Origin of the sequence: Fusicatenibacter saccharivorans, assembly GCF_027667425.1 — a bacterium.
Taxonomy (GTDB): Bacteria; Bacillota; Clostridia; order Lachnospirales; family Lachnospiraceae; genus Fusicatenibacter; species Fusicatenibacter saccharivorans.
Window position 1 is genome coordinate 166,776 of record NZ_JAQEGR010000001.1, and the last position, 18,540, is coordinate 185,315.

At 49.6% G+C, this 18,540-nt stretch carries 20 protein-coding genes; 19 read left to right on the forward strand and 1 reads right to left on the reverse strand.

What is annotated here, in order from left to right:
* The first annotated feature begins 12 nt into the window (after positions 1–12).
* On the forward strand, positions 13–708 hold the full coding sequence (locus PGS38_RS00770) for an L-ribulose-5-phosphate 4-epimerase (protein WP_022461490.1): 696 nt from the start codon (positions 13–15) through the stop codon (positions 706–708).
* A gap of 114 nt (positions 709–822) precedes the next feature.
* On the opposite strand, the gene PGS38_RS00775 is transcribed toward PGS38_RS00770, so the two are convergent.
* A complete protein-coding gene (locus PGS38_RS00775; RefSeq protein ID WP_055266684.1) occupies positions 823–1,851 on the reverse strand; it encodes a LacI family DNA-binding transcriptional regulator in 1,029 nt (342 codons plus the stop codon).
* 312 nt (positions 1,852–2,163) lie between these two features.
* Here PGS38_RS00775 and PGS38_RS00780 point away from each other — a divergent pair, with 312 nt between their 5' ends.
* The 18 genes from PGS38_RS00780 to rimM all read left to right on the forward strand — a co-directional run bounded on the left by PGS38_RS00780 (position 2,164) and on the right by rimM (position 18,526).
* Positions 2,164–3,537 (forward strand): ABC transporter substrate-binding protein, encoded by a 1,374-nt coding sequence (locus tag PGS38_RS00780; RefSeq protein ID WP_117760371.1) that lies wholly within the window; start codon positions 2,164–2,166, stop codon positions 3,535–3,537.
* 27 nt (positions 3,538–3,564) lie between these two features.
* Positions 3,565–4,437 carry a carbohydrate ABC transporter permease gene (locus tag PGS38_RS00785; RefSeq protein ID WP_022461493.1) on the forward strand — a complete coding sequence of 291 codons (873 nt, stop codon included), beginning with the start codon at positions 3,565–3,567 and terminating at the stop codon, positions 4,435–4,437.
* Positions 4,437–5,297, forward strand: a complete 861-nt coding sequence (locus PGS38_RS00790) for a carbohydrate ABC transporter permease (protein ID WP_022461494.1) — start codon at positions 4,437–4,439, stop codon at positions 5,295–5,297. The genes PGS38_RS00785 and PGS38_RS00790 overlap by 1 nt, the downstream gene beginning before the upstream one ends.
* Positions 5,298–5,414: 117 nt before the next feature.
* Positions 5,415–6,734, forward strand: coding sequence for a glycoside hydrolase family 32 protein (locus PGS38_RS00795; RefSeq protein ID WP_117801219.1), 1,320 nt, complete (start codon positions 5,415–5,417; stop codon positions 6,732–6,734).
* 134 nt (positions 6,735–6,868) lie between these two features.
* Positions 6,869–8,188: an aspartate kinase gene (locus PGS38_RS00800; RefSeq protein ID WP_117800910.1), complete on the forward strand. Its 1,320-nt coding sequence runs from the start codon at positions 6,869–6,871 to the stop codon at positions 8,186–8,188.
* A 75-nt stretch (positions 8,189–8,263) separates the two neighbouring features.
* Positions 8,264–8,515, forward strand: a complete 252-nt coding sequence (locus PGS38_RS17730) for a helix-turn-helix domain-containing protein (protein WP_226906317.1) — start codon at positions 8,264–8,266, stop codon at positions 8,513–8,515.
* Positions 8,516–8,573: 58 nt separating this feature from the next.
* The gene (pyrH, locus tag PGS38_RS00805) at positions 8,574–9,272 is read left to right on the forward strand and encodes a UMP kinase (RefSeq protein ID WP_022461497.1); all 699 of its coding nucleotides are present in this window, start codon (positions 8,574–8,576) and stop codon (positions 9,270–9,272) included.
* Between the two features lie 210 nt (positions 9,273–9,482).
* Positions 9,483–10,001 (forward strand): ribosome recycling factor, encoded by a 519-nt coding sequence (gene frr / locus PGS38_RS00810; protein ID WP_373141022.1) that lies wholly within the window; start codon positions 9,483–9,485, stop codon positions 9,999–10,001.
* A gap of 67 nt (positions 10,002–10,068) precedes the next feature.
* Entirely contained in the window at positions 10,069–10,806 is a 738-nt protein-coding gene (gene uppS, locus PGS38_RS00815; RefSeq protein WP_118639900.1) for a polyprenyl diphosphate synthase, read from the forward strand.
* A 5-nt stretch (positions 10,807–10,811) separates the two neighbouring features.
* Positions 10,812–11,603 carry a phosphatidate cytidylyltransferase gene (locus PGS38_RS00820; RefSeq protein WP_022461500.1) on the forward strand — a complete coding sequence of 264 codons (792 nt, stop codon included), beginning with the start codon at positions 10,812–10,814 and terminating at the stop codon, positions 11,601–11,603.
* 50 nt (positions 11,604–11,653) lie between these two features.
* Positions 11,654–12,808 (forward strand): 1-deoxy-D-xylulose-5-phosphate reductoisomerase, encoded by a 1,155-nt coding sequence (locus PGS38_RS00825; RefSeq protein WP_117760369.1) that lies wholly within the window; start codon positions 11,654–11,656, stop codon positions 12,806–12,808.
* Positions 12,809–12,814: 6 nt separating this feature from the next.
* A complete protein-coding gene (gene rseP / locus PGS38_RS00830) occupies positions 12,815–14,107 on the forward strand; it encodes an RIP metalloprotease RseP (protein WP_022461502.1) in 1,293 nt (430 codons plus the stop codon).
* Between the two features lie 73 nt (positions 14,108–14,180).
* A complete protein-coding gene (locus PGS38_RS00835) occupies positions 14,181–15,434 on the forward strand; it encodes a peptidoglycan-binding protein (RefSeq protein ID WP_117804040.1) in 1,254 nt (417 codons plus the stop codon).
* 160 nt (positions 15,435–15,594) lie between these two features.
* Positions 15,595–15,939, forward strand: a complete 345-nt coding sequence (ylxM, locus tag PGS38_RS00840; protein WP_330377042.1) for a YlxM family DNA-binding protein — start codon at positions 15,595–15,597, stop codon at positions 15,937–15,939.
* A gap of 2 nt (positions 15,940–15,941) precedes the next feature.
* Positions 15,942–17,291: a signal recognition particle protein gene (gene ffh / locus PGS38_RS00845; RefSeq protein WP_118639899.1), complete on the forward strand. Its 1,350-nt coding sequence runs from the start codon at positions 15,942–15,944 to the stop codon at positions 17,289–17,291.
* A 54-nt stretch (positions 17,292–17,345) separates the two neighbouring features.
* The gene (rpsP, locus tag PGS38_RS00850) at positions 17,346–17,591 is read left to right on the forward strand and encodes a 30S ribosomal protein S16 (protein WP_022461506.1); all 246 of its coding nucleotides are present in this window, start codon (positions 17,346–17,348) and stop codon (positions 17,589–17,591) included.
* A 21-nt stretch (positions 17,592–17,612) separates the two neighbouring features.
* Positions 17,613–17,843 (forward strand): KH domain-containing protein, encoded by a 231-nt coding sequence (locus PGS38_RS00855; protein WP_022461507.1) that lies wholly within the window; start codon positions 17,613–17,615, stop codon positions 17,841–17,843.
* 176 nt (positions 17,844–18,019) lie between these two features.
* Positions 18,020–18,526, forward strand: a complete 507-nt coding sequence (gene rimM, locus PGS38_RS00860; protein ID WP_022461508.1) for a ribosome maturation factor RimM — start codon at positions 18,020–18,022, stop codon at positions 18,524–18,526.
* Positions 18,527–18,540 lie beyond the last annotated feature (14 nt).

An 18,540-nucleotide genomic window follows, 5' to 3' on the forward strand; every position in this document is an offset into this window, starting at 1 on the left:
AAGGACAACACAATGTTAGAAGAACTGAAAAAAAGAGTATACGAAGCCAACATGCTTCTTCCAAAATACGGACTGGTTACCTTTACCTGGGGAAATGTCAGCGAGATTGACCGGGAAAGCGGTCTGTTCGTCATCAAACCAAGCGGCGTGGATTACGACCTGCTGACACCGGACGATATGGTTGTCATGGATCTGAACGGAAACAAAGTAGAAGGACGCTACCGTCCGTCTTCTGACACCCCGACCCATCTGGAGCTGTACAAAGCATTTCCAGAGATCGGCGGCATTGTTCACACCCATTCCTCCTATGCGACAAGCTGGGCACAGGCGGGAAGAAGCATTCCGTGCTACGGAACAACCCATGCAGACTACATCTACGGTGAAGTACCGTGCCTGCGCTGCCTGACAAAAGAAGAGATTGACGAGGCATACGAGGAAAACACCGGCCATCTGATCGTCAATGAGTTCAAACGGATGGGAAAAGATGTAAAAGCCGTTCCGGCCGTTCTTTGCAAGAACCACGGACCGTTCACCTGGGGCAAAGATGCGCATGAGGCTGTTCACAATGCTGTTGTCCTCGAAGAGGTTGCCAAAATGGCATACCGTGCCGAGACCATCAACCCGAGAATCCAGCCGGCACCGCAGGAGCTGCAGGATAAACACTATTACCGTAAACATGGTGCAAATGCTTATTACGGACAGAACTAAAAAAGAGTAAGAAGATAAGAAAAGTGTCATCCACAAACTGCAGGGCACACAGCCCGCAGGTGGATGACACTTTTTTGATAAAAACATTTTTATGATAGAAATCTGCTTTTAAAATCAAGTGGTCGTCTGACGCCGGATCAGAAGCGGCGGAACGGTCTTGTGAACCGGCTCGGCAAGCGGCACCGGGTGGCGTTTTTTCCGTTCCTGCATCTGGGAGACCAGAAGGGAAACAGCCTCGTCTGCAATCTGGTCAATCTGCTGGCCGACAGTGCTGATCGGATAGATAGCCTGCTCGGAAATCGGCGCACCGTCGAAGCCGATGAGTTCGTAATCGTCCGGCAGGGTATGGTATTTGCGGATCAGAAGATTTAAAAGAATATTGGCATGATCATCGTTGGAGAGGAAGATGCCCTTTTTCTGACCGGCATATTTTTGTTCGATGTTGTCAAAGATTTCCTGCAGCGGTGCTGCGGCTTCCTGATAGGAGAGTCCAAAATCCCGAATGATAACCTTGTGCGGTACACCGGCCTTTACACAGGCATCCTGGAAACCGGCGAGACGGCGGTAGGCAGGAACATTTTCTTTGGTCGGTGAGTTCAGATGAATCAGGACATCACAGTGGTTATGAATCAGAAGCGAAGTCGCTTCGTACGCGCCGAGGTAGTTGTCTGTATTGACACTGCTGACGAACTGGTCTTCGCGCTCAATTGCAACGACCGGGATCTGCAGATCGGAGAGTTCGCGGGAGGAGAGTGTATGGGAGAGGACGATGAGGCCCTCGATTTTGTACGACATCAGCTCCTGAATGTAGCGGTGCTCCGTCTCGTCGTGGCCGTTTCCGGCGAAGACGAGGAATTTATAGCCATATTTCTCATAAGAAGCAAGAATCTGATTCAGCATCTCGGAATAGTAGTTCATGGAGAGACTCGGGATCAGGACGCCGACAAATTCGGTCTGTCCGTTCGCGAGAATTTTTGCCACTTTGTTTTCTTTATAGTTCAGTTTATCCAGTGCATCGGAAATGATCTGCTGATTTTCCGGTGTCAGGGAATCCGGGTTGTTGAAATACCGGGAAATGGTTGTTTTGGAAAAATGCGTATACTGTGCAATATCATTAAAGGTTACATTTTTTTTTCGTGCCATAAGTTCAAGTGTCCTTCCCTTCAAAAGTGTTGCGTGAATCATGTAAGCTTTCAGAAAAAAACAAATAATATATGAATATAGTATAACATTTCTCGCCCGCCGGAACAAGCGGGAATCGGTTAAGTAACCGGTTTTGTAAAAGTTCCACAAAAGCCAAAAACAAAATTATGGAAAATCACGAAAAGTAAAGAAAATATTGACGAAACCCACTGTCAATGCTATGATAAAGACAACGAAAGTAACCGGTTACTTGACCGGTTACACAAAACGAAGGACAGGACCAGCTGTCCAGAGATAACAGGAGGAATTGTGATGAGAAAGAAATTTAGTGCCAGGGCGGCAGCTCTTGGAATGTCCGGCGTGCTTCTTACTTCTGCACTGACCGGATGCACCTTCGGCTTCGCAAGCGATCCGGATGACCCGAACGCAGTAAAAGAAGAAGTGCCGATCGACATGACCACTGATACCTTCCAGTACGATACGTCGCTTTCCGGAACGAGTATCGTCATCATGAACACAAAAGCAGAAATCCAGACAGCACTGGAAGAGATTGCAAAAGTGTTCGAGGAGAAAGCAGGCGTACATATTGAGATCATGCCGGTAACGGACGGCGATTCTCCTTATACCAAAGTAGTCAGCCTCTACAACTCCGGAAACCCGCCGACACTTTCCATTCTGGATACGACCGATGTCATTGCACTGGCAGAAGAAAAAGCAGCCGACTTAAGCAATGAAGCATGGACCGGCGAGGCAGAAGAGTACCTGACCAAAATCAACGGAAAGGTTTACAGCTTCCCGCTCTGTATCGAGGGCCGCGGTATTATCTACAACAAGAGCGTGATTGAAGATACCTTAGGTACCGAGTTCGATCCATCCGATATCAAAACCCAGGACGATTTCGCAGCACTTCTCCAGAGCCTGCGGGACAACGGAATGAAGAATCCGATCTCCATGGCAAAAGAAGACTGGTCCCTTGGAGCACACCAGCTGCAGTACATCTACGAGACATACAACGGAACCTCCGACGGTGCAGCAGAAGTCATCAACGAGCTGAAGGACGGAACCTTATATCTGCCGGACTACACCCGCATGAACGAGTTCCTGAATACCTTTGACCTGTTAAAAGAGTACAACGTAGCAAAGGGCGATCCACTCGGCGCAGATTACGATGAGATGGCAATTGACCTGGCAGACGGAAAAACCGCTTTCTGGTTCAACGGAAACTGGGCATGGCCGAACCTTGAGGAGGCAGGAGCCGAGACGACCGACGAGTACGGTTTCCTTCCATACTTCCTGAACAATGATCCGGACGACTTCGTCAACAGCAAAATCCAGGCATCCCCGTCCAAACAGATCATGCTGGATGATATCGTGGCTACCGACGAGCAGAAAGCAGCAGCAAAAGAGTTCCTGAACTGGCTGGTTTACAGTGAGATCGGACAGCAGATGGTTGTAAAGACCTGCAGCCTGATCCCTCCGTTTAAAAACAACCCGAACGAGCCAAGCGATCCGTTAAGCCGCGACATTTACGAAAAAGTACAGAACGGCGGAGCATTCAACGCATCTGCGATCGTGCCGAACGATCACTGGTCTGTCCTTGGTGCGGCAATGCAGAAATATCTGGCCGGAAGAAGTGACCGCGAGGAACTGATAGATTCCATCCAGGCATACTGGGATGAGCAGTAAGCCGGAGGATATGAAGGAGGAACGAAAATGAAATCAAGCAACAAGGGAAAAGATTTCTGTGTATTTGCGCTGCCGGGCCTGTTCTGCTTCCTGGCAGTCGTCATGGTACCGTTTATCTACGGTATTTACCTGACCTTAACCGACTGGAACGGTGTTTCCAGCGTGAAAAACTTTGTAGGACTTTCCAACTTCGCAGCCGTTATGCGCGACGCGCAGTTCTGGAAATCCCTGCTGTTAACCTTTAAATATGTCATTGCGGTTGTTGTTCTCGTCAATGTGATCGCCTTTTTACTGGCTTATATCCTGACCCGCGGCATCAAAGGTCAGAACTTCTTCCGCGCCGGATTTTTCACCCCGAACCTGATCGGCGGTATCGTACTTGGATACATCTGGCAGTTCGTATTCTCCCGTGTTTTCGTCAGCATCGGTGAGACCACAGGATGGAGCCTGTTTGAAATTTCCTGGCTTTCTACCCCGAACAAAGCATTTGCAGCGCTGGTGCTCGTTTCAGTATGGCAGCTGGCAGGCTATATGATCCTGATCTACGTCGCCGGCTTTATGGGACTTTCCGAGGACGTGCTCGAGGCGGCAAGCATCGACGGTGCATCCGGCTGGGTAAAAATGAAAAACATTATCCTTCCGCTGATGATGTCCTCCGTTACTATCTGCCTCTTCCTGACCCTGTCCCGTGCGTTCATGGTATACGATGTCAACCTGTCCTTAACCGGCGGTGCTCCGTACGGAACCACCGAGATGGCAGCCATGCACGTATATGAGAAAGCATTCACATCGAGACAGTTCGGTGTCGGCCAGGCAGAAGCCTTTATCCTGTTTATCATTGTAGCCTGCATCAGTGGTATTCAGGTATACACCACCAAGAAGAGGGAGGTTGAAGCATAATGAATCAGAAGAAAATTGGCGGAACAAAGAAAAAAGTAACTGACGCGCTGGCTATGCTCCTTATGATCATCGTTTTCTGTGCGTTCATGTTCCCGTTTGTCATGGTTATCATCAACTCCTTAAAACAGAAACGTGATATCATCAAGAGCCCGTTCTCCTGGCTGTTTACGATCAAAGGTCTTTCGTTTGACAACTTTGTAAAAGCATTCAATCAGATGAACTTCCTGAATGCCTTCAAGAACTCTCTGGTTGTAACCGTAACAGCAACCGTACTGGTTACGGTACTCGCAGCCATGCTGGCTTACTACATCGTGCGTAATGTCAACGTATTTTCCAATATCATCTTTGCACTGATGGTTGCATCCATGATCATTCCGTTCCAGGCAATCATGATCCCGCTTGTCAGTGTATACGGCGGAACCTTAAACATTCTGAACCACAGACTGACCCTGATCTTCATGCACACCGGATTTTCCATGGCGATGTCCGTGTTCATGTTCCACGGATTCATCCGCGGAAGTATCCCGCTGGCGCTGGAGGAGGCCGCTTACATCGACGGCTGTACCCACACCCAGACCTTCTTCCGCATCGTGTTCCCGCTGTTAAAGCCGATCATTTCCACCATGGTAATCATGAATGCGATGGCATTCTGGAATGACTTCCTGCTGCCGTCCCTGGTGCTGACCGACAAAAAGCTGCTGACTCTGCCGCTTTCCACCTACAGCTTCTACGGAACTTACTCCGCAGATTACGGAACCATCATGGCAGGTCTTCTGCTCTGCGTCATCCCGATCCTGATTCTGTACGTGGCACTGCAGAAACAGATCATCAACGGTGTCGTAGCCGGAGCAGTTAAATAAGTAAATCATAGAAATCAAGAACAAGCCGGGCAAAGGAGGGCGGAATTAAAAATGCTTTCTTTTTCCGGCTTTTCTTATCAGAGACAACAAGAAAGAGACAGAAAGGAAATCAAACACATGAAAAACAGATTACACGTAAAAGCGCCGGGCAACTGGGTGAATGACCCGAACGGCATGATTTATTATAAGGGACAGTATCATCTTTTTTATCAGCATTTTCCGTACGCGCCGCGCTGGGGCACCATGCACTGGGGCCATGCGGTGAGTCCGGATCTGATTCACTGGGAGCATGTCGGCGTTGCCCTGTTCCCGAGTCTTTCCGAGGACCAGAACGGCTGCTTTTCCGGAAGCGCAGTAGAAGAGAACGGCGTGATGCATCTCTTTTACACGGGTGTTCACTATAATCAGGTAAATCCGAAGGATATTCATCAGTGCCTTGATCAGGATTTTACCTCGGCGCAGCTTCACCTTACTTCGAAGGACGGTATGCATTTTGATGTCTTCGGGGATAAGGAGGTTGTTATCCCGGCACTCACCGATCCGGAAATCGGCGACAATACGCACACGCGTGACCCGAAAGTCTGGAAGGGAAGCGACGCATGGTATATGGTGCTTGGAAGCACGACGAAGGATCACAAGGGCGAGGCATTATTCTATAAGAGTGAGGATCTTTCCCACTGGCATCTGGCCGGACAGGCGACGACGAAACAGAAGCTCGGCTGGATGTGGGAGTGCCCGGATCTCTTTAACGTAAACGGACGCAGCGTCTTTGTATTCTCCCCGATGGAACTGATCGAGGACCCCGACGGCTATGCGGATCGGGCGATCTGTATGCTGCCTGAGTTTGATGAAAAAACCTGCACAATGAAATTTCCGGAGAACTGGCAGCTTCTGGACTGCGGCGGTGACCTCTATGCACCGCAGACCATGACGGATGCGGACGGAAACCGGATTTCCATCGCATGGCTTCGGATGCCGGAACCGGTAGATGGTATATGGCAAGGCATGTTCTGCCTGCCGCGTGTGGTGGATGTACAGAACGATCATATTTACTTCCGTGTTCTGCCTGCGATCCGCGACGGATTCTGCAAAAAGACGGATTCCCTCGTTTCGGCATGCGGAGAGTGTGCCATGATCCGCGCCGAATTAAAAGAGGGTGAGAGCCTGGAAATCGGCGGCTATAAGATCTGGCGGCAGAGCGGAAAAGTCTGCGCAGACCGCACGGATGTCTATCCATCCGGTGCAAAAGGATGGCTTCATGCCGAGACGCCGCAGTTAAAAGAGGGCGATCTTCTTGAGATTTTCGTGGATCCGAATATGATCGAAATTTATGCAAACAACGGCGAGTACGTATTAAGCCAGGCGGTTTACGGGCTTGGAGAGACATTCTCCTATAAAATGGAGAAAAAACCGGAAATTTATCTGTGGAATGAATGAATCAGCCCAAAAAGTTCTTGACGCATACGGGATTTTGTTCTAATCTAGTACGTAACAGCTTTCTAACGTTAAAGTGACGGGCTGAAAAACGAGATTTCGAAAGATATCCGAAAAGAACGCAAGGAGAGATTATTATGAAGAAAGTAGTAAAATTCGGCGGCAGCTCCCTCGCGAGCGCAGAGCAGTTTAAGAAGGTCGGAGACATCATCCGCGCAGATGAGGGAAGAAGATACGTGGTACCTTCCGCTCCTGGAAAACGAAATTCTGCTGATACGAAAGTAACCGATATGCTGTATGACTGCTATCGCACTGCAGTTGCTGGAAGAGATTTCAAGAAGAAACTGCAGAACATCAAAGCGAGATATCAGGAGATCATCGACGGTCTGAACCTCAGCCTGGATCTTTCCCCGGAATTTGAAAAAATCGCAGAAAACTTTGCCGCAGCAGCCGGAGAGGACTACGCCGCATCCCGCGGAGAGTACCTGAACGGTATCGTGATGGCAAATTATCTGGGATATACGTATATTGATTCTGCAGAAGTGATCTGCTTCGACGAGAACGGAAACTTCCTTGCAGACAAGACTGACGAAGTGCTCTCCGAGCGTTTAAAAGATCTGGATAACGCAGTCGTTCCTGGATTCTACGGCGCAAAACCGGACGGAAGCGTAAAAACCTTCTCCCGCGGCGGATCCGATATCACTGGTTCCATCGTGGCAAAGGCCGTACACGCTGACATCTACGAGAACTGGACCGATGTTTCCGGTTTCCTGGTAACCGATCCGCGTATCGTCAAGGATCCGGAAGTCATTTCCACCATTACCTACCGTGAGCTGCGTGAGCTTTCCTACATGGGAGCTACCGTCCTTCATGAGGACTCCATCTTCCCACTCCGTCAGGAGGGAATCCCGATCCACGTGCTGAACACCAACGCACCGCAGGATCCGGGAACCATGATTGTGGAGAACACCTGCAGCAAACCGAAATTCACCATCACCGGTATCGCCGGAAAGAAAGGCTTTGCATCCATCACGGTTGAGAAGAGCATGATGAATACCGAGATCGGCTTTGGCAGAAAAGTGCTCGGTGTTTTTGAGGACAACAATCTTTCCTTCGAACATATGCCGTCCGGCATCGATACCATGACGGTATTTGTTCATCAGAGTGAGTTTGCAGCAAAAGAACAGCAGGTTATCGCAGGACTGCATCGTGCCGTACAGCCGGATTCTATTGATCTTGAATCCGATCTGGCGCTGATTGCTGTTGTAGGACGCGGCATGAGAAGAACGAGAGGCACAGCCGGAAGGATTTTCTCCGCACTGGCGCATGCACACGTTAATGTCAAGATGATCGATCAGGGTTCCAGCGAGCTCAACATCATCATTGGCGTTGAAAACCGCGACTTTGAAACAGCAATCAAAGCAATTTATGATATCTTTGTCGTAGCGCAGATCTAAAATGAATCTATAAAAAATCTCTGTCAGGAGTCTGAACTTCCGACAGAGATTTTTTTATGGTTTTTATGCCGCCGTATCGCGGGATTCTTTTCGAATGGTGAATGTAAAAATACAGATTACCACACAGCAGATGATCCAGGTCGTCGGTTCGCAGAAGCCGCCGCAAGCGTTCACCTCTCTCCACGGGAATGTCAGCGGATTTTCAAAGCGTATCTGCACCGGACGCCGATGGAATATCTGCAGTGGAGACGGATTCTCGCAGCGGCAGACGATCTGCGGAACACAAACGAATTTTGCCCTTGTCGTTTTTGGGAACAGATGGTATAATCATTTCATAAATGCAAGACATTTGTGAAAAAATATCATAAAGGAACGAGGATGCAAGATGAAACGACGAGTATTACTGAAATTGAGCGGAGAAGCTCTTGCAGGAGAGAAACACACCGGTTTTGACGAGCCGACCGTCACAAAAGTGGCAAAACAGGTAAAAACTCTGGTAGACCAGGGGATTGAAGTCGGCATCGTAATCGGAGGAGGAAACTTCTGGAGAGGACGCAGTTCCGAAAATATCGACCGTACCAAAGCAGACCAGATCGGTATGCTGGCAACCGTTATGAACTGTATCTATGTATCAGAAATCTTCCGTTCCCAGGGAATGATGACCGCAGTTCTGACTCCATTCCCATGCGGAGAGTTCACAAAAGGATTTTCCAAAGACCGTGCAAACAAATATTTCCAGCACAACATGGTTGTATTCTTTGCCGGCGGTACAGGCCATCCATATTTCTCAACCGATACGGCAACCGTACTTCGCGCGATCGAGATCGAGGCAGACGAGATTCTGCTTGCAAAAGCAGTAGACGGTGTCTACGACAGCGATCCGAAAACAAACCCGGATGCAAAGAAATTTGACGAGATTTCCATTCAGGAAGTCATTGAAAAGGATCTGAAAGTGGTAGATATGACCGCATCCATCCTTTGCAAGGAAAACAAAATGCCGATGCTGGTATTTGGTTTAAATGAAGAGAACAGCATTGTAAATGCTGCAAACGGAAAAATCAACGGCACAAGAGTGACGGTATAATTAATAAAAATTCAGCAGTAAAACACTTGCTGTTTTACTGCGTAAGAAAATGATTCAGGTGTGAGCAGCTCTCCTTTTGCGAAGCAAAACTTTAAATGAGAGCTGCGAATGTCACAGTTCGCAGAACTGTGACCGTATAAGAGATAGCAGGAGGACAAATTTAATATGGCAAATCAGATCGACGAGAGAGTAAAACCGTTTGAGGTAAAAATGGGCAAATCCATTGCAAGCCTCGATTCCGAATTCGGAACCATCCGCGCAGGCCGTGCAAACCCGCACGTACTGGACCGCATTACTGTAGATTACTATGGAACACCGACTCCGCTGCAGCAGGTGGCAAACATCTCTGTTCCGGAAGCACGTATGATCCAGATCCAGCCGTGGGAAGCATCCCTGGTAAAAGAGATCGAAAAAGCGATCATGATGTCTGACCTTGGCATCAACCCGTCCGATGACGGAAGAGTCATCCGTCTGGTATTCCCGGAGCTTACCGAGGACCGTCGTAAAGAGCTGGTAAAAGAGGTAAAGAAAAAAGCAGAGGGCGCAAAGGTAGCCATCCGCAACATCCGCCGCGATGCCAATGATGCGTTCAAGAAACTTGCCAAAGAGGACGTTTCCGAGGACGAAATCAAAGAGCTCGAGGAGCAGACCCAGAAATTAACAGACAAATACATCAAAGAAGTAGATCAGATGGTGGACGTAAAATCCAAAGAAATTATGACCGTGTAATACAAAGAAAACGAGGGGCTGCCTGTCATTTGCAGGCAGCCTGTTATCGTTTACGGAGGAAAAAAGTATGGATAATGAATTAAAAGTGCCGAATCACATCGCCATCATCCTGGACGGAAACGGCAGATGGGCGAAAAAACGCAATATGCCGCGCGGCTACGGCCATATCGTCGGATGCGACAATCTGGAAAAAATGTGTGACGTGATCAAAGACATGGGTGTCAAATATCTGACCGTCTATGCGTTCTCAACCGAGAACTGGAAACGCTCCCGCGCCGAGGTGGAGGGCCTCTTAAAGCTGTTCCGCCAGTATCTGAAACGATGCATCAAAAAAGCACATAAAAATCAGATGCGCGTCAAAATCATCGGAGATCCGAGCGCATTCCCGCAGGATATTCAGGACAGCATTCATGAACTGGAGGAGTGCTCCAAAGATTACGATCACATGTACTTCCAGATCGCAATGAACTACGGTTCCCGCGATGAGATTCTGCGCGGCATGACCCGCATGATCGAGGATGTGAAAGACGGAACTCTCGCAGAGAATGCGTTTGATGAGAACGGAAAACTGACGGAGCAGTGTTTTGAGAGCTACCTCGACACCGCCGGAATCCCGGATCCAGATCTTCTGATCCGTACAAGCGGCGAGCAGCGCCTTTCCAACTACCTGATGTGGCAGCTTGCCTACACGGAATTTTACTTTACCGAGGTTCCGTGGCCGGATTTCCACGAAGAGGAATTGAGAAAAGCCATCGAACAATATAATAACAGAGACCGGCGTTACGGCGGCGTGAAGGAGGAATAAAAAAGATGTTTAAGACAAGACTGTTAAGCGGCATCGTGCTCGTCCTTGTGGCGCTGCTTACGATCTGCAGCGGCGGAACCGTGCTCTATATGACGGTTCTGTGCCTGTCGCTGATCGGTGCAGGAGAGCTGTTCCGCGTGATGAAGGTAAGAGAAGATAAATGGAATCTGTTGGAAATTACGGGCTATGCGGGCGTTGTGATTTTCTATCTGTCCCTGCTGCTTCATGACCCGATGTACCAGATGCTCGCGCTGATCCTGGATCTCGTGCTTCTGATGGCAGTATACGTATTTACTTATCCGAAATACAACGCCAATCAGGTGATGCCGGCGTTCTTTGCGATTGTCTATGTCGGCGTAATGCTTTCCTATGTATATCAGACCCGTATGCTGGACGGCGGAAAATTCCATGTATGGCTGATTTTCCTGTGCTCCTGGGGCTGCGATACGTGTGCATACTGTGTCGGCGTACTCTTTGGAAAACATAAAATGGCGCCGGTTTTAAGCCCGAAAAAATCCGTAGAAGGAGCTGTCGGCGGTGTCGTCGGAGCGATTCTGCTCGGCATCATCTATGCGGCTGCGACAAAGGGCGGCATGGTGGAATACGCCATCATCTGCGGTGTCGGCGCGCTGATCTCCATGGTCGGAGACCTTGCGGCATCCGCAATCAAACGAAATCAGGGCATCAAGGATTACGGAAAGCTGATTCCGGGCCACGGCGGTATTCTTGACCGCTTCGACAGCGTGATCTTTACCGCACCGATCATCTATTTCCTGTCGGTGCTTCTGATTCATTAAAAAAGCTTCCCCTACAGCATAAACGGGAAGCAGATGGGAGAAACTGGAATATGAAGAAAATAGCAATTCTTGGTTCAACCGGTTCGATCGGAACCCAGACCCTCGATGTCGTGCGTGCCAACGGCGATCTTGAGGTGGTCGGCATCAGCGCCGGAAGTAATATTACACTGCTCGAGCAGCAGATCCGGGAATTTCATCCGAAGTTTGCGGCAGTCGGCGATGAGGCGAAAGCGGCAGAACTCCGTGACAGAGTGAAGGATCTTCCTGTAAAAATCGGCAGCGGCATGGACGGCATGATCGAGCTTGCCACGATGCCGGAGAGCGAAATCCTTGTGACAGCGATCGTCGGCATGATCGGCATTCGCCCGACGGTTGCGGCGATGAAGGCAGGAAAAGACATTGCACTGGCAAACAAAGAGACACTGGTAACGGCGGGACACATTATTATGCCGCTGGCAGAGGAATGCGGTGTGCAGATCCTTCCGGTGGACAGTGAGCACTCGGCGATTTTCCAGTGCCTGCACGGGGAAAACAGAAAAGAAATTGAAAAACTTCTGATTACTGCATCCGGCGGTCCGTTCCGCGGAAAAACAAGAGCGGAGCTCGAAAACGTAACGGTAGAGCAGGCGCTCCGTCATCCGAACTGGTCGATGGGGCACAAGATCACGATTGATTCCGCGACACTCGTTAACAAAGGACTGGAAGTCATGGAAGCAAAATGGCTGTTCGGTGTTGATCTCGACCACATCCAGGTTGTGGTACAGCCAAAGAGCATTATCCATTCCATGGTAGAATTTAAAGACGGCGCTGTCATGGCACAGCTTGGCACACCGGATATGAAACTGCCGATCCAGTACGCACTGTATTACCCGGAGCGCCGCTTCCTTGCAGGCGACCGCCTCGACTTTGCGGCGCTGACACAGATCACGTTTGAAGAACCGAATATGGATACCTTCCTCGGCCTTCCGATGGCAATGCAGGCGTCCCGGACGGGCGGCTCCATGCCGACGGTCTTCAATGCGGCAAATGAACGCGCCGTTGCACTGTTCCTCGCGAAGAAGATCCGTTTCCTCGAGATTTACGACGTGATCGCCGGTGCAATGGAAGCACACAAAACGATTGCCGATCCGACGCTGGAGCAGATTCTCGCGGCGGAGCAGGAGACGTATGAATGGATTGCGAACAGATATAAGATGGGAGAATAAGACAGCATGATTGTAAAAATCCTGATAGCCGTACTCATTTTCGGAATCACCGTCATTATCCATGAGCTGGGGCATTTTCTTTTGGCGAAAGCGAATGGTATTACCGTGACGGAATTTTCGATCGGCTTTGGCCCGACGGTGGTAAAGACAGAAAAAGGAGGAACGGTCTATTCCTTAAAACTTCTGCCTTTCGGCGGTGCGTGCCAGATGCTCGGCGAGGACGGTGAAGAGGAGGGGGAAGGAACCTTTAACAGCAAATCCGTGTGGGCAAGAATTTCCGTCGTTGCGGCGGGACCGGTGTTCAACATGATTCTGGCATTTTTCTGCGCAATCTTTGTGATCAGTTACGCGGGAAGTTCCCCGGCGCGCGTCACAGAAGTGGCAGACGGTTCGCCGGAGGCAGAGGCAGGCCTGGAAGCGGGAGATATCATCACTTCCTATGAAGGAAGACATATTTCCATCGGAAAAGAGCTGAACTCTGTGATGACGGTACGGGGTGTGCCGACGGATGAGATTACGCTGGAGGTTAAAAAGGCCGACGGGGAAAAGAAAACGATCACATATGAACCGACGGTGACAACGCGGTATATGATGGGCTTTAACTACGATGACTGTGACCGCGGCATGGAATTCACGTATGTGCAGCAGAATATGCCGCTTGCCGCTGCGGGTGTTGTCGCGGGCGACCTGCTCGTATCGATCAACGGAGCGCCGATCACCTGTGTGGCAGATTTTACTGCTTACCAGACAGAGCATCCTTTCGATGGAAGCGCTGTGACGCTGGAGTATGAGCACAGCGGAAAGACGAAAGAGATTACGGTGACACCGGTTGAAAATACGTATGCGAATGTACAGTTTTCGTATCAGCTCCGGGAGAAACAGTCCCCGATCGGCGTGCTGAAATACAGCGTGCTGGAGATCAAATACTGGGTGCGCACCGTCATTGACAGCGTCAGTATGCTGATCACCGGACAGTATTCTGTGAACGATCTTTCCGGCCCGGTCGGCGTGGTGGATGCGATCGGAACCGCCTATGATGATGTAAAATCGCAGGGCGTTTTGGTTACGGTGATGACGATGCTGAACATGGTGATTCTGCTGTCATCGAACCTTGGCGTCATGAACCTGCTGCCGCTCCCGGCACTCGACGGCGGACGGCTTGTTTTTCTGATCATAGAAGCCATCCGCAGAAAACCAATCCGGCGAGACCTGGAGGGTATGGTTCACTTCGCGGGCCTGGTGCTTCTGATGGCGTTGATGGTCTACGTCATGATCCACGACGTCCAGCGGATCCTGTAAATCGAAAAATGAAAAGCAACAAAGCCTCATATTCTGCATACCATAAAAGGAGTGCAGGATATGGGGCTTTTTTATGAAAAATTTGCGTATGCAGCAGGAAATGACTGACCGCGGGCGGCTGGAAATCCGGGTAAATACAAGAATCCAGGCGCGGCCTGTTTCCGGGGCGCGGGTGACGGTTTCGTATACGGGAGATCCGCAGAATGTGATCGAGGAGCTGATTACCGACGGGGACGGCAGAACGGAGACGCTGGATCTGGCGACGCCGCCGCTCGAGTACAGTCTGGAACCGAATGTGAATCAGCCGTATTCCGAATATACGGTGAAAGTGGAGGCGGAAGGGTATGAACCGGTTGAAGTGACGGGCTCCGAGCTTCTTTCAGGAGAACAGTCCGTCCAGCAGGTGGACCTCAAACTGGCAGAGGGCGCAGCGTTTGCGGATGTGACGATCCCGGACCATACGTTGTTCGGCGAATATCCGGCGAAAATTCCGGAAAGTGAGATCAAGCCGACGAGGGAGAGCGGTGAGATTGTGCTGTCCCGTGTCGTGATCCCGGAGTATATCATCGTCCACGACGGAGCGCCGACCGACAGCACGGCACGCGACTATTATGTGCGGTACCGCGACTACATCAAAAACGTGGCGTGCTCGGAAATCTATGCAACATGGCCGGATGCGGCGATCCGGGCGAATATCCTCGCAATCATGTCATTTACGCTGAACCGTGTCTATACAGAATGGTACCGCAACAAGGGATACGATTTTACGATCACTTCGTCGACGGCCTACGATCACAAATGGATTTACGGCAGGAATATTTTCGACAGCATTTCCCTTGTGGTCGATGAGATTTTTGCTGATTACCTGTCGCGCCCGAATGTGAAACAGCCGATTCTGACGCAGTACTGTGACGGAAACCGTGTGAGCTGCCCGAACTGGATGAGCCAGTGGGGGTCCAAAAACCTGGCGGACCAAGGGTATTCAACGATTCAGATTCTCCGCAATTATTATGGAGACAATATGTATATCAACACGGCGGAGGAGATTTCCGGCATCCCGTCCTCCTGGCCGGGGTATGACCTCACCATCGGCTCGTCCGGGAACAAGGTACTGCAGATACAGGAGCAGCTGAACGTGATTGCGGAGGTGTATTCATCGATTCCGACGGTCTATGAAAATGGCTATTTCGATGAAGAGACGCAGGACGCCGTCGAAGCGTTCCAGCGGCTGTTCGGCCTGCCGGTTTCCGGCATTGTGGATTATCCGACGTGGTACAAAATTCAGTCGATTTATGTGGCTGTGACGAGGATTGCGGAGCTGCAGTAGGTATACAAAAGTCTTTATAAGGGGCGTGTTTTCTGCGAAAAAACGCGGAAAATGCGCCTTTTCTGCGGCTTTTGAAACGGATCAGAAAAATTTTAAAACTGTCAAGAAAAAATACTTGACACCCAGCATCATTTCGTGTATGATAACCAAGGTGATCGCAATGGAAAAAATATTGGAACAGACATTACTGTATGATTTTTACGGCGAACTTCTGACTGAACATCAGCGTCAGGTATATGAGGACGTGGTGCTCAACGATTTTTCCCTGAGCGAGGTTGCGGCAGCGCGGGGCATTTCCCGCCAGGGAGTCCACGATCTGGTCAGACGCTGCAACAAGACACTGGAAGAGTATGAAGAAAAGCTTCATCTGGTACAACGCTTTGTGCAGATCCGGGAGAATGTAAACGAGATCCGAAAGCTGACAGATCCTTCTGGTGATACCCCGAAAGAAGATGTGATGCAGCGGATTGCAGCAATTGCATCGGATATATTAGAGGAGCTTTGAGCATGGCATTTGAAAGTTTAACCGAGAAACTCCAGAATGTTTTCAAAAATCTCAGAAGCAAGGGCCGCCTGACCGAGGCGGATGTAAAGACTGCGCTGAAGGAAGTAAAAATGGCACTTCTCGAGGCGGATGTCAGCTTCAAAGTAGTAAAACAGTTTATCAAATCCGTACAGGAGCAGGCAGTCGGACAGGACGTCATGAACGGACTGAATCCGGGTCAGATGGTCATTAAAATCGTAAATGACGAGCTGGTTAAGCTGATGGGTTCCGAGACAACGGAAATCGCACTGCGCCCGGCGAGCGAAGTTACCATTATTATGATGGCAGGTCTTCAGGGAGCCGGTAAAACAACCACAACCGCAAAGATTGCAGGAAAGTTAAAAGCCAAGGGAAGAAAACCTCTCCTTGCAGCCTGCGACGTATACCGCCCGGCAGCGATCAAACAGCTGCAGGTCAACGGAGAAAAGCAGGGCGTGGAAGTGTTCGCTATGGGAGATAAAAACCGTCCGGTGGATATCGCAAAGGCAGCGCTGGTGCATGCAAAGACAAACGGCTTTAACGTATTGATTCTGGATACCGCAGGCCGTCTGCACATCAATGAAGAGATGATGCAGGAGTTACAGGATATCAAAGCGGCTGTTCCTGTGGATCAGACCCTTTTGGTAGTAGACGCTATGACCGGACAGGACGCAGTCAATGTGGCCGAGATGTTCAGCAATAAAGTCGGCATCGACGGTGTAGTACTTACAAAATTAGATGGTGACACCAGAGGCGGTGCGGCACTTTCAATCCGTGCAGTTTCCGGCAAACCAATTCTCTATGTCGGCATGGGCGAAAAGCTTTCGGATCTGGAGCAGTTTTATCCGGACCGTATGGCGTCCCGTATCCTCGGCATGGGCGATGTGATGAGCCTGATTGAAAAAGCGCAGGCAAACATCGACGAAGAAAAAGCAAAAGCCATGGAACAGAAGATGAAGAAGGCGCAGTTCGACTTCAACGATTATCTGGATTCCATGGAGCAGATGCGCAATATGGGCGGCATCTCCAGCATCCTGAATATGCTTCCGGGCGTCGGCGCGAAAATGAAGGGTCAGGATCTTGAGAGCATGGTGGATGAAAAAGACATGGCAAGAAAGGAAGCTATTGTACTTTCTATGACGCCAAAGGAAAGAGAAAACCCGGATCTCATCAATCCGTCGAGAAAGCAGAGAATTGCAAAAGGCGCCGGTGTTGACATCGCGGAGGTAAACCGTTTCATCAAACAGTTTGAACAGTCAAGAAAAATGATGAAACAGATGACCGGAATGGTCGGTAAGGGTGGTAAAAGAGGAGGATTCAAACTTCCCTTTTAGCATAAAAGAAAAAATATAAATAAATACATGAATTTACAATGGAGGTAAAGAAAAATGGCAGTAAAAATGAGATTAAGAAGAATGGGACAGAAGAAAGCTCCTTTTTATAGAATCGTTGTAGCAGATTCCAGATCCCCAAGAGACGGACGTTTCATCGAGGAGATCGGAACTTACGATCCGAACCGCGAGCCGAGCGCAATCAGCTTCAACGAGGAGGCTGCTAAAAAATGGCTGGCTAACGGCGCACAGCCGACCGAAATCGTTGCCAAACTCTTAAAACAGGCTGGTATCGAGAAATAATTCATACGGGGGTATCTTGTAATGAAAGAACTTATCGAAGTAATTGCAAAATCTCTGGTTGATCATCCATCTGAGGTAGTTGTGACAGAAACCGTCAGCGGTGATGACCTTCTGCTGGAACTCAAAGTAGATCCGTCAGATATGGGAAAAGTCATCGGACGTCAGGGACGCATTGCGAAAGCAATCCGTACGGTTGTAAAAGCAGCTTCCTCAAAGAGCGACAGAAAAGTTGTCGTAGAAATTTTACAGTAAGTAAAAGATAGGAAAAGGAACCGACAGTTGTTGCCGGTTCCTTTCTTTACGCGGGCAACGAGACAAAGTCCGTGCTTGCACGGGACCTTGGCGACTGCCGCGATAACTTGAGAAACTCGCAAAGCGTGTTTCTCAAGTCGCAATACACAGTAGAACTGGTTGGAAAGGGTTTTTGAATGGAAGAATATTTGCAGATTGGCGTAATTACCACAACCCACGGCGTACGCGGTGAGGTAAAGGTATACCCGACGACAGATCCGGAGCGTTTTCTTTCTCTGGACCGCGTTTTTCTCGATACAGGAAAAGAAAAAAAAGAACTCCATGTAACTGGCGTGCGTTTTTTCAAACAGCTTGCCATTGTAAAATTCAAAGGAATTGACAACATCAACGATATCGAACGGTATAAAGGCTGCAGCCTCTATGTGACGAGAGAGGATGCCATTCCGCTGGAAGAGGACGAATACTATATCGCAGACCTGCAGGGAATGCAGATGTACACCGAGGACGGCGAACTGTTCGGCACGCTCCGCGATGTGATGGAGACCGGTGCGAACGACGTCTATATTGTAGATTCGAAAGAGCACGGAGAGGTTCTGATTCCGGCGATCCATGACTGCATTCTGGATGTGGACCTGGATGAGCAGAAGATGACGATTCACCTTCTTCCGGGCCTGATTGACTGATAAAGAGAGTAAAG

Coding starts and splice junctions, on each gene's coding strand:
- PGS38_RS00825 (WP_117760369.1), top strand. CDS start 11,654: ATGAAGAAAATAGCAATTCTTGGTTCAACCGGTTCGATCGGAACCCAG.
- PGS38_RS00800 (WP_117800910.1), top strand. CDS start 6,869: ATGAAGAAAGTAGTAAAATTCGGCGGCAGCTCCCTCGCGAGCGCAGAG.
- PGS38_RS00790 (WP_022461494.1), top strand. CDS start 4,437: ATGAATCAGAAGAAAATTGGCGGAACAAAGAAAAAAGTAACTGACGCG.
- rseP (WP_022461502.1), top strand. CDS start 12,815: ATGATTGTAAAAATCCTGATAGCCGTACTCATTTTCGGAATCACCGTC.
- PGS38_RS00780 (WP_117760371.1), top strand. CDS start 2,164: ATGAGAAAGAAATTTAGTGCCAGGGCGGCAGCTCTTGGAATGTCCGGC.
- PGS38_RS00795 (WP_117801219.1), top strand. CDS start 5,415: ATGAAAAACAGATTACACGTAAAAGCGCCGGGCAACTGGGTGAATGAC.
- rimM (WP_022461508.1), top strand. CDS start 18,020: ATGGAAGAATATTTGCAGATTGGCGTAATTACCACAACCCACGGCGTA.
- pyrH (WP_022461497.1), top strand. CDS start 8,574: ATGAAACGACGAGTATTACTGAAATTGAGCGGAGAAGCTCTTGCAGGA.
- ylxM (WP_330377042.1), top strand. CDS start 15,595: ATGGAAAAAATATTGGAACAGACATTACTGTATGATTTTTACGGCGAA.
- PGS38_RS00835 (WP_117804040.1), top strand. CDS start 14,181: ATGAAAAATTTGCGTATGCAGCAGGAAATGACTGACCGCGGGCGGCTG.
- PGS38_RS00785 (WP_022461493.1), top strand. CDS start 3,565: ATGAAATCAAGCAACAAGGGAAAAGATTTCTGTGTATTTGCGCTGCCG.
- PGS38_RS00775 (WP_055266684.1), bottom strand. CDS start 1,851: ATGGCACGAAAAAAAAATGTAACCTTTAATGATATTGCACAGTATACG.
- uppS (WP_118639900.1), top strand. CDS start 10,069: ATGGATAATGAATTAAAAGTGCCGAATCACATCGCCATCATCCTGGAC.
- ffh (WP_118639899.1), top strand. CDS start 15,942: ATGGCATTTGAAAGTTTAACCGAGAAACTCCAGAATGTTTTCAAAAAT.
- PGS38_RS00820 (WP_022461500.1), top strand. CDS start 10,812: ATGTTTAAGACAAGACTGTTAAGCGGCATCGTGCTCGTCCTTGTGGCG.
- PGS38_RS00770 (WP_022461490.1), top strand. CDS start 13: ATGTTAGAAGAACTGAAAAAAAGAGTATACGAAGCCAACATGCTTCTT.
- PGS38_RS00855 (WP_022461507.1), top strand. CDS start 17,613: ATGAAAGAACTTATCGAAGTAATTGCAAAATCTCTGGTTGATCATCCA.
- rpsP (WP_022461506.1), top strand. CDS start 17,346: ATGGCAGTAAAAATGAGATTAAGAAGAATGGGACAGAAGAAAGCTCCT.
- frr (WP_373141022.1), top strand. CDS start 9,483: ATGGGCAAATCCATTGCAAGCCTCGATTCCGAATTCGGAACCATCCGC.